The organism is Micromonospora sp. URMC 106, from assembly GCF_051386395.1.
Classification (GTDB): domain Bacteria; phylum Actinomycetota; class Actinomycetes; order Mycobacteriales; family Micromonosporaceae; genus Micromonospora.
The window spans coordinates 23,529-32,696 of record NZ_JBPQTP010000076.1 but is presented as its reverse complement, the minus strand read 5'-3'; the positions used below and the strand labels follow the sequence as shown (position 1 = coordinate 32,696).

Genomic DNA, 9,168 nt, shown 5'->3' with positions numbered 1-9,168 from the left:
GGGTGGGAAGTGGGGCGCGGGAGTGGCCGGATCGGTCCGGTGTGGGGCAGGATCGTGTCTGCCGCGCCGGCGTCCGCCGGGCCAGGCTTCATGGCATGAGCAGAGCAGCACTCGTCGTCATCGACGTCCAGGAGTCCTTCCGGCAGCGTCCGATCTGGGCGTACGCCTCGAACCCCGGCATCGTCGGCCAGGTCGGCCGGCTGGTCGACGCGGCCCGGGGGCGCGGTGACCTGGTCGTCTGGGTCCTGCACGCCGAGCCGGGCAGCGGCGGCGTCTTCGACCCGGCGGGCGGGCACGTCCGGCTGATCGAGGGGCTGGCGGCGGCCCCGGGGGAGCCGACGCTGGTCAAGACGTCGCACAACGCCTTCACGACCACCAACCTCCAGCAGCTCCTGACGATGGCGGGCATCCGCGAGATCACCGTCTGCGGGATCCGCACCGAGCAGTGCGTCGAGACCACCGCCCGGCTCGGCTGCGACCTCGGCTACGAGGTGACCTTCGTGACGGACGCGACCGTCACCTTCCCGACGCCGCACCGGGACCTGCCGGCCACCGCCACCCTGGCGGAGATCCTCGCCGACGCGCGCACCCTGTCGAACGAGGACATCATCGCCCGCACCGAGTACGCCCTCGCCGGCCGCTTCGCCGCCGTCCGCACCGTCGCCGAGGTGACCGGCGCGGTCCCGGCCGGCGGCACCACGGCCACCCCGGTCCCGGCCGGCGGCACCACGGCCACCCCGGTCCCGGTCGACGCCGTCCCGGCCGGCGCGCGGGGCTGAGCCGGTGACCCGGGTCGTCTTCCTGCTCGTCCCGCAGTTGCACCTGCTGGACCTCGCCGGGCCGGCCCAGGTCTTCTCCACCGCCGCCGACCTCGGGTACGACTACCGACTGCACTACGTCGCCGACCAGGAGGTCGTGCCGACCGTGCAGGGCGTACCGCTGGTGGCCGGGCTGGCGTGGCCCGAGCTGACCCGCGACGACCTGGTGATCGTGCCCGGATGGCGGCCCCGCGCGCACGGGCCGCAGGGGCCGGTCGGGCCGGACGACCTGCGGCGGCTGGCCGACCACCACGCCGCCGGCGGCACCGTCGCCAGCGTCTGCGCGGGGGCGTACGCCCTCGGCCGGGCCGGCCTGCTCGACGGTCGCCGCTGCACCACGCACCACGAGGTGCAGGACGAGCTGGCCCGCCGTTTCCCGGCGGCGCGCGTGGTCCGCGACGTGCTCTACGTGGTCGACGAGCGGGTGGTCACCTCGGCCGGCATCGCCAGCGGCATCGACGTGGCGCTGCACCTGGTCGCGACCCGGCACGGCCCGGCGACCGCGGCCCGGATCGCCCGCAACCTCGTCGTCCACTCCCGGCGCAACGGCCACGAGCAGCAGGCCAGCGCGATGATGCGGCACCGCTCGCACCCGTCCGACGCGGTGCACCGCGTGCAGGACCTGATCGACCGCCACTTCGCCGAGCCGCTGCCGCTGGCCGACCTCGCGGCCGCGGGCGGGGTGGCCGGGCGGACGCTGACCCGGCTGTTCCGACAGGCCACCGGGCTGACCCCGCTCGGCTACCAGCAACTGCTGCGGGTGGAACGCGCCGAGCACCTCATCGGGCACGGCGCCACCGTAGAGGCGGCCGCCCGCACGGTCGGCTTCACCGATGCCCGGATGCTGCGCCGGTTGCGGGCCCGTGCCGCCCCCGGTCGGCGCGTTCCCGCCGGTAGTAGTCGTCCCGGGAGTGGAACTCCACCGGCAGCGACCCCGGCAGGGTGATCCGGGCGTCGCCGGCGGAGAACACCGCCGCGGCCCGCACCGCCAGCACGTCCCGCTCGGGCGGCGAGAGGTCCACCAGCTCGGGGTGGGCCAGCCGGAACCCGGCCACCGCGCGGCGCACCCGGCTCGCCAGCTCGGCGATCTCCCCGGCGGGACCGGCGAGGCCGAGGGCCGGCTGCTGGATGGTGCGCAGCGCGTCGCAGACCACCAGCAGCCGACAGGGCCGGTCCGGCCCGGCCGGCAGCAGCTCCAGCCGGGACGGCCACTGCCAGCGGATCTGACCGCTGACCAGACCCGGCAGCCGTACGCCGCGGCGGTGCCGGGCCCCGTCGCCCACCCCGCCGACCAGGGCGAGCTGCGGCCCGCCCCCGACGTACGCGATCCGCCGGTCGGTGACGGTGACCGCCACCGGCGCGGGCAGCGTCCACCGCCGCCGCGCCTCCGTCGGGCCGAGCAGGTGGCCGGAGGCGTGCAGCCGGTGCCGGGAGAGCACCCGCTCGCCCGCCTCGGGCACCACCTCGTGCCGCCGGTCCAGCACCGGCGCGTCGTCGTCGGTCCCGTCGAAGCGGTGCGGGGCGATGAAGAAGGGGGACGCGTCATCGTGCATCGTCATGACCTCCGGTGCAGACGGCATCTCACCACGAGCGTCGCCGACCCGCGACCGGCTGTCATGACGCCCGTTAGGGGGTCGGCCGGTCGTGCGCCGCCTGTGACCGGTAGATGCCGATCTCCTCCGGGCGGACGAGGCCGTCCTCGATCGCCCGGGCGAGCAGCGCCGCCTTCGTGGCGGCCGGCCGCCCCGCACGGGTGTACTTGATCCGCGCCCGGTCGACATACTGCTTGACGGTGTGCTCGCTGATCCGCATCCGGCGGGCCACCGACGCCTTCGACATCGACTGGAACCACAGCAGCAGCGCCTCACGCTCCTTGTCGGACAGGGCGGGACGGTCGGGCCGCGGGTCACCCACGATCGCCCCGGCCAGCGCGGGCGGCACGTACGGGCGGTCGCTGGCGGCGGCGAGCACGGTGGCCACGCAGTGCTCCCGCCCCTCGTGCTTGGCGAGGAACGCCACCGCCCCCGCGTCCAGCGCGGCGAGCATCGTCTCCGGATCGGTGTGCTCGGAGTAGACCACCACCCGCCGGCCGGCCGCGCTCAGCTCGGCGAGCTTGTCGAGCGCCATCCGCCCGTGCAGCCGCAGGTCGAGCAGGAGCACGTCGGCGGCGGGCGCGGCCCGCAGCACCGCGTCCGGGTCGTCGCCCGTCGCCAGCACGGTCAGCCGGGGCTCGGTGGCCAGCCAGGCGCGGACCCCCTCGATGACGACCGGGTGGTCGTCCACGATCGCCACGCCGACCGGCCGCCCGCCGCTCACCGCCGCCACCGGGTCTGCGTCCATCTGATCTCCCCGTCCCGCTCGTAGAGGTGCTCCACCGGCCCGCCGTCGTCGGCCGGCGGCCCGCCGGTGTCCGGGCCGTCCCGATCGGGGGTGACCAGGCTGACCGCCACCTCGTCGGGGCCGCAGAGCACGGTCAGCCGGGCCCAACCCCGGGCGTCGGCCAGCGCCGCGGTGAGCGGGTCGGCCAGCCGGCGGCGCACCTCGACCGGCAGCGGCGGCGGGTTGCCGATCGCCACCAGGTCGATCGGCAGCCCGTTGCGCTCGGCCAGGTCGGCGGCGGCCCGCAGCTCGTGTAGCAGCGGGTCCGGCACGTCGTCCGACTCGGCGATGAGGCGGCGCAGCCGGGCGGCGGCCAGCACGGCCCGCCGCTGCACGTCCGGGTCCGCCGGGTCGGCCCGACCATCGGCCAGCTCCGTGAGCACCGCCTCGGCGGCGCCGCTGACCAGCGCGAGGCGTTCGCGCCGCTCCCGCCGGGCCAGCTCGGCCGCGTCCCGCTCGGCGGTCGCCGCGTGGGCCGCCGCCGCCGCGCCGGCCCGCTGCCGGGCCAGCGCGGCGATCGTCGTGGCGCCGACGAAGACGGCCACCGGCAGCGTCGCGGTGCCGTAGACGTACATCGCGTACCGGGCCAGGTCGGCGGGGGCGGTCGCGCCGTGGGCGAGCACCGCCGCCAGCGCGATCGCCGAGTGCGCGCCCAGCAGGGCGAGCAGCCCGGCCACCCGCCGGCCCCAGACCGCCAGCACGAAGAACCAGCCGAGCGTGCCCCACGCCCAGTTCGCGGCGGTGAAGAGCTGCCGCTCGCCGGCCGCGCCGAAGACCGCCGCGTCCACCGCCAGCAGCAGCGCGGCCACCGGCCAGGCCGGCAGCGGCGCGTCGCGCAGCAGCCGCACGCCGGCCAGCACCCCGGTCGCCGCGACGAGCAGCCAGCCGGCGAGGACCACCGTCGGCGCGGCGAGCTCCGCCCGGGCCCCCAGCACCGCGGGCAGCGCGATCGCCGCGTGCCACGCCAGCGCGATGACCACCGCGACGAGCCGGGCGCCGCGGTCCGAGGCGTTCGCCACGGCCGCCGCCGGGTCCGCCGGGGTCCCGCCGCCCTCGGGGGTACGCGGGGCCGGCACCGCCGTGGCCGGCAGCGTCGTCTCAGTCGCCACCGGGCCACTCCAACCGGATCCGGGTGCCCGCGCCGGGGCGCGAGCTGACCTGGGCGCGCCCGCCCACCGTGGACATCCGGCCGCGTACCGACTCGCGCAGGCCGTACCGGTGCGCCGGGACGGCGGCCGGGTCGAAGCCGGGACCGTCGTCGGCGACCTCGACCACGACGGTGCCGGCGACCCGGGCCAGCCGCAGCGCGGCGGTCGCGCCGCGCGCGTGCCGGGCCACGTTGGACAGCGCGGCGTAGGCGCTCTCGGCGAGCGCCTCGGCCACCGGCGCCGGCACCGCGCAGGGCGCCAGCTCGGCGGCTACGGACAGCTCGGGCAGCCGCGCCCGGACGGCCCGCAGGCGCTCGTCGAGCGGCACCGGCCCGTCGGCGGGCGCGGACCGCGCGTCGGCCAGCGCGGTGAGGGTGCGCAGGTCGGCGGCGCACCGCTCGCGCAGGGCGGCGGAGGGGCCGGCGACCGCGCCCAGCCCCACCATGGTCAACGTGGCCAGCACGGTGTCGTGCAGGTCCCGGTTCTGCCGCCGCTCCGCCTCCCGGGCGGTCCGGGCGACCAGCGCCTCCCCGGTGAGCCGCTGGTGCGCGACGAAGGCGGCGTCGGCCCGGCCGATCCGGCGGCGCATGATCGCGGTCATCAGCGCCGTGCAGGCGGTCTGCACCAACAGCGTCGCCGCGTGCGCGGTGGCCTCGTCAGGGTTGCCGGCGGCGTGCGCGCCGACCGCGTACGCGACGGTCACCAGCAGCCCGGCCGGCACCGACCAGCGCGCCGGGGCGGTGGCCTGCGCGTTGATCACCGTGGTGCTGGCCAGCACCGCGACCCAGCTCCCCTCGCCGGGCAGCACCTCGGGCGCCACCAGCACCGGGATCGCCAGGCACGCGGCGGCGGTCGAGACCACGTCGCCGGCCACCAGCAGGCCGCCGATGCCGTGCCGCAGCGCGCGGTACGCGTACCAGACCGACCAGGCGGTCAGCGCCGCGACGGCCGGCACGAGCAGCGCCGGCTCGACCGGCGGGGTGCGCACCGACAGGGCGACCACCGCGCCGACCAGGCCGCACGTCAGGCGGAGCAGCGCGGGCAGCCGGGTGAAGATGAGGGTGAACGCGCCGCCGGCCGGTGTGTCCAGCAGGGTCGGCGACGTGCTCGGAGCGGCAACGGCCGGCATCGGGGAGAGGCGTCCTTCTGCGACAACGACCCGATCCGGGTCCGCGCGGCGGAGATCGACGCCGGAGAATAACACGAGGGCCGACCCGGGATCACCGTGGGTGCGCGTCGTGTCGCCGATCCGTCAACCCGTTCGGTTCCCCGCCGGTCGGCGCCAGGTGCCGGTGCCGTCACCCGGCGGCGCCGAGGGCTGGTGCCGTCACCCGTCGCCCGCCGGATGGTCGGCGCCGAGCCGTGTCGCCGCCAGCAGGTGCGCGCTGGCGCCGCTGACCTCCGGGTCGCGCTCGAAGACGGTCGCGCAGTGCAGCACCTCCGCGAACAGCGGCCCGTCGGACTCCGGCCCGCCCGTCGCGTCCAGCAACGGCCACAGCGGACCCTCGACGCCGTACAGGTCGGGCCGGGGGAGCCCGGCCGCCGCGAACTCGTCGAGCACCTCGGCGGGCCGGTGGAAGTAGGCGGTCGTGAAGCCGCCCGCGTCGTTGACGCCGGTCGCGTACGTGCGGAGGTGGGCGGGGCGGGTCCGGTCGTCCACCCGGCCTTGTCGGATCAGGTCCATCAGCGGCGCCTGGCGGCTGATGGTCGCCGTGACCAGCAGGCCGCCGGGTCGGGTCAGCCGGGCAGCCTCGCGTAGCGCCGCGACCCGGTCGGCGCGCGCGGTCAGGTGGTAGAGCGGCCCCAGCAGCAGGGTCACGTCGGCGCAGCCGTCGACCAGCGGCAGCCGTCGGGCGTCGCCGACGGTCGCGCGCACCGCCGGGCAGGCGCGGCGGGCTGCTGCCGCGTGCGCGGGGACCAGGTCGACCAGGTGCACCCGGTGGCCGGCCGCCGCCAGCCAGCCCGCGTACGCGCCGGGGCCGCCGCCGACGTCCAGCACCGTCGCGGGTGTCGCCGGCAACAGCCGGGTCAGCACCTGACGGGTACGCAGGCCCTCCAGCCGCCCGAGCGGCGTGCGCTCCAGCCGGTCCGCCTCCACGAAGACGTCGGTGTAGTAGCGCACGATGTCCGGCTCCGCCGGTCGCGATTCCGTCATCCGTCGATGCTGGCCGCTTCCCGCGGCGCTGGCACACCGATTTGTCGGTCGCCGGCCTTGGTGGCGAGGTCGGACGGCAGCAGTGGCGAGGGCCGACCGGCCTCGGTGGCGAGGGCCGACCGGCCTCGGTGGCGGGGAAGCGGCCGGCACCGTCCATTTCGACGTCGGTGCTACGTTCGCGCCATCGCCGCCTCACCCGCCGGGAGCGACCGTGAAGAGGTACGTGGGTCTGTTGGGTGTCATCGTGGTGACGGCGAGCCTCGCCGTCGTCGGCGCCCTCGGCGGCGCCTACCTGGCCGACCGCAGCGCATCCCGGCAGGCCGACCCCACCGCCGTCACCGGCCGCCCCGCGCCCGGATCCGGTGACGCCGGGCGGGGCCCCTCCGGGTCACCGGCCCGGTCGCAGTCACCAGCCCAGTCGCAGTCGCCGGCTCGGTCGGAGTCGCCGGCCCCGTCGGAGTCGTCGGGGGAGCAGCCCGCGCCCCGGACGTACCGGCTCGACAAGGTCATCTACGACCGGGCCTCGATGAGCGTCACGCTGCTCAGCGCCGAGACCACAGGTGGCAGGCTGCGGCTGAACATCAGGTACCGCAACGATTCGTCGGTCGCGTGGCCGGTGAGCTGCCCGACGGTCGCCGTCGACCTGGTCTCCTCCCAGGTCACCCTGCCGGACGGCCGGGCCGTGCGCCCCGAGCGGACCTGGTGCGCCGCGACCCGGGCCGGCGAGTCCTTCAGCATCAAGCCGGGCGAGCAGGTGGACAGCTGGGCCGTCTACCCGACGGTCCCCCGGACCGGGTCGTCCTTCGTGCTGAGCTGGTACGACTTCCCCGACCTCGACGTCCGGCTCCGCTGACCGCCAGACGCGGGTCTGGTCACGCCGAGCCGGTCCGCGCTCCCGTCCCGGGATGGCGTGGACTTGGGCTCTACCCTATGTAGACATTCGCGCTAGGGTCTATGTAGAGTTCCGAGCATGGGAGTGAGGATCACTGTTCCGGTGGCCAAGGTGCTCGCCGTGCTGCTCAACGAGCCGGACGGCGAGCACTACGGGTTGCGACTGATGCAGCAGACGGGGGTGGCCAGCGGAACCCTCTATCCGGTGCTCGCCCGGCTCCAGGAGGCGGGCTGGCTCACCGCCCGGTGGGAGGACGAAGACCCGGCCGAGGCGGGCCGGCCGGTCCGGCGCTACTACCAGCTGACCGCCGAGGGCGTCACCCACGCCCGGGCGGTGCTGGCCGAGCTGCGCGCCAGCACCGCCATCGTGGACGCCACCGCCCCGGCCCAGGCGAGACCCGCGTGGTGACCGTGGTCAACCCGCTGGTCCACTGGTTGCTCAGCCTCGCGGCGCGACGGTGGCCGGCGGAGCAACGCGCCGACCTGATGCGCGAATGGTCTGCCGAGGTCGCCACCATCGCCCGGGACGACACCGCCCGTTCCGTCGTTCGCCACTGGCGCATGCTCGCCTTCAGCGGGAGCCTCGCGGCCACCCCGGGCGCCGTCCCGTACGCGCCGTTCGGCGCGAGACGGATCGTCGCCGTCGCGGCGGCGTTGTCGGCCTACCTGGTCGGCCTCAGCCTGCTCCAGCGTGCCTGGTACGGCGTCTACCAGGTACAGGCCGAGGGCGACCGGCCGATCATCGACGACGGCGGCCTCACCGCCCGGCTCCTCGTCGGCGCCATCGCCCTCGTCCCCGTCGTCGTGGCCGCGCTCGCCGGGTGGCTGGTCGGCCGGCGGTCCGCGCCGGCGGTACGACCGATGTCGTTGGGCCTGTGCCTGATCGCCGTTGTCGCGGCCTGGGTGGGCGTCGGGTTCCTGTTCGACGCCGTGGGCGGCGGTCATTCCGTGCCCACCATGGGCTACCAGTTCGGCAGCCAGCCGTACGGCATGGTGACGAGCTGGGTCGGTTGGTTGCTCTGCTTCGCGGCCGTCGCCGGCCTGCTGCGTCAGGCCGGCCGTCGTCGCGTGGTCCCCGGGTTCCTCGGCGCGGTCACGGTGGCCGCGGTGGCGGTCACCGCCGGCACGTTCGCGCAGTTCGGCTCGGCCACCGCCCCGCGGACCGAGGCGTGGAAGTGGTTCGCCCAGTGGCTGGTGCCGTCCCACCCGTTCGAGACCGCCGCCGACGCGGGAGCGGACAGCTTCCACTCCGCCCGCGGGGTGATCTTCTTCGTCAGCTCCTACCCGCACGTCCTGCTCGCGGTCGCCGCGTTCGGCGTGGCGTTCCTCCTCGCCGGAAGGCGGACCGGCCACCGTGGCGGCGTCCACGGCGCGGAGACCGCCGACCCGCAGCCCGCTTGATCGGTCGTGCGGATGCCTGCATCCCCGGTGGGCTGACGGCCTACTCCGTGTGGTGGCGCAGTCCGGACGCGGGCACGGTCACCGTGGCGGGCCTCGTGGGTCGGCTGCCGACAGCGATGTCCTCCCTCGCATCGTCCTGCTGGTGCAGTCCCGGTCGGGATTCGCCGATGCCGGCGTCGTCGCCGGGCGTACGTCTTCGCGGGCGCGGTGGCGACGCCGGTCCTCGGCCGGTTCATGGACCGGGCCGGCCAGTGTCTTGTGCGCCCGGCAGGATTCGAACCTGCGGCCTTGGGATTAGGAGAAGATCGCGGATGGCTGGTTCCAGCTAGTGAGTACGCCAGTCCAAGGCGTCGAGTAAGGCCGCTGCTAGGGCCGA

General features: G+C 76.1%; 10 protein-coding genes. 5 read left to right on the top strand and 5 right to left on the bottom strand.

Annotated features, from left to right (window positions below; translation table 11 throughout):
* The first annotated feature begins 95 nt into the window (after window positions 1-95).
* Window positions 96-779 carry an isochorismatase family protein gene (locus tag ACSNOB_RS21940; protein ID WP_436688332.1) on the top strand — a complete coding sequence of 228 codons (684 nt, stop codon included), beginning with the start codon at window positions 96-98 and terminating at the stop codon, window positions 777-779.
* 4 nt (window positions 780-783) lie between these two features.
* Window positions 784-1,764: a GlxA family transcriptional regulator gene (locus tag ACSNOB_RS21935; RefSeq protein ID WP_436688331.1), complete on the top strand. Its 981-nt coding sequence runs from the start codon at window positions 784-786 to the stop codon at window positions 1,762-1,764.
* Here ACSNOB_RS21935 and ACSNOB_RS21930 read toward each other — a convergent pair.
* From ACSNOB_RS21930 to ACSNOB_RS21910, 5 genes are all read right to left on the bottom strand, one after another.
* Complete coding sequence (locus ACSNOB_RS21930; RefSeq protein WP_436688333.1) at window positions 1,646-2,371, bottom strand: hypothetical protein; 726 nt, start codon at window positions 2,369-2,371, stop codon at window positions 1,646-1,648. The two genes, ACSNOB_RS21935 and ACSNOB_RS21930, sit on opposite strands and share 119 nt — an antisense overlap.
* A 73-nt stretch (window positions 2,372-2,444) precedes the next feature.
* Complete coding sequence (locus tag ACSNOB_RS21925; protein ID WP_436688330.1) at window positions 2,445-3,158, bottom strand: response regulator transcription factor; 714 nt, start codon at window positions 3,156-3,158, stop codon at window positions 2,445-2,447.
* Entirely contained in the window at window positions 3,131-4,306 is a 1,176-nt protein-coding gene (locus ACSNOB_RS21920; protein ID WP_436688329.1) for a hypothetical protein, read from the bottom strand. The genes ACSNOB_RS21925 and ACSNOB_RS21920 overlap by 28 nt, the downstream gene beginning before the upstream one ends.
* Window positions 4,296-5,474 carry a sensor histidine kinase gene (locus tag ACSNOB_RS21915; RefSeq protein WP_436688328.1) on the bottom strand — a complete coding sequence of 393 codons (1,179 nt, stop codon included), beginning with the start codon at window positions 5,472-5,474 and terminating at the stop codon, window positions 4,296-4,298. The genes ACSNOB_RS21920 and ACSNOB_RS21915 overlap by 11 nt, the downstream gene beginning before the upstream one ends.
* Before the next feature lie 198 nt (window positions 5,475-5,672).
* Window positions 5,673-6,500 carry a class I SAM-dependent methyltransferase gene (locus ACSNOB_RS21910; RefSeq protein ID WP_436688327.1) on the bottom strand — a complete coding sequence of 276 codons (828 nt, stop codon included), beginning with the start codon at window positions 6,498-6,500 and terminating at the stop codon, window positions 5,673-5,675.
* Between the two features lie 211 nt (window positions 6,501-6,711).
* Between ACSNOB_RS21910 and ACSNOB_RS21905 the strand changes: the two genes are divergently transcribed.
* The 3 genes from ACSNOB_RS21905 to ACSNOB_RS21895 all read left to right on the top strand — a co-directional run bounded on the left by ACSNOB_RS21905 (window position 6,712) and on the right by ACSNOB_RS21895 (window position 8,792).
* Window positions 6,712-7,353 (top strand): hypothetical protein, encoded by a 642-nt coding sequence (locus tag ACSNOB_RS21905; protein ID WP_436688326.1) that lies wholly within the window; start codon window positions 6,712-6,714, stop codon window positions 7,351-7,353.
* Window positions 7,354-7,470: 117 nt separating this feature from the next.
* A complete protein-coding gene (locus tag ACSNOB_RS21900) occupies window positions 7,471-7,800 on the top strand; it encodes a PadR family transcriptional regulator (protein ID WP_436688325.1) in 330 nt (109 codons plus the stop codon).
* Window positions 7,794-8,792: a hypothetical protein gene (locus ACSNOB_RS21895; protein ID WP_436688324.1), complete on the top strand. Its 999-nt coding sequence runs from the start codon at window positions 7,794-7,796 to the stop codon at window positions 8,790-8,792. Before ACSNOB_RS21900 ends, ACSNOB_RS21895 begins: the two co-directional genes overlap by 7 nt.
* The last annotated feature ends 376 nt before the right edge of the window (window positions 8,793-9,168 follow it).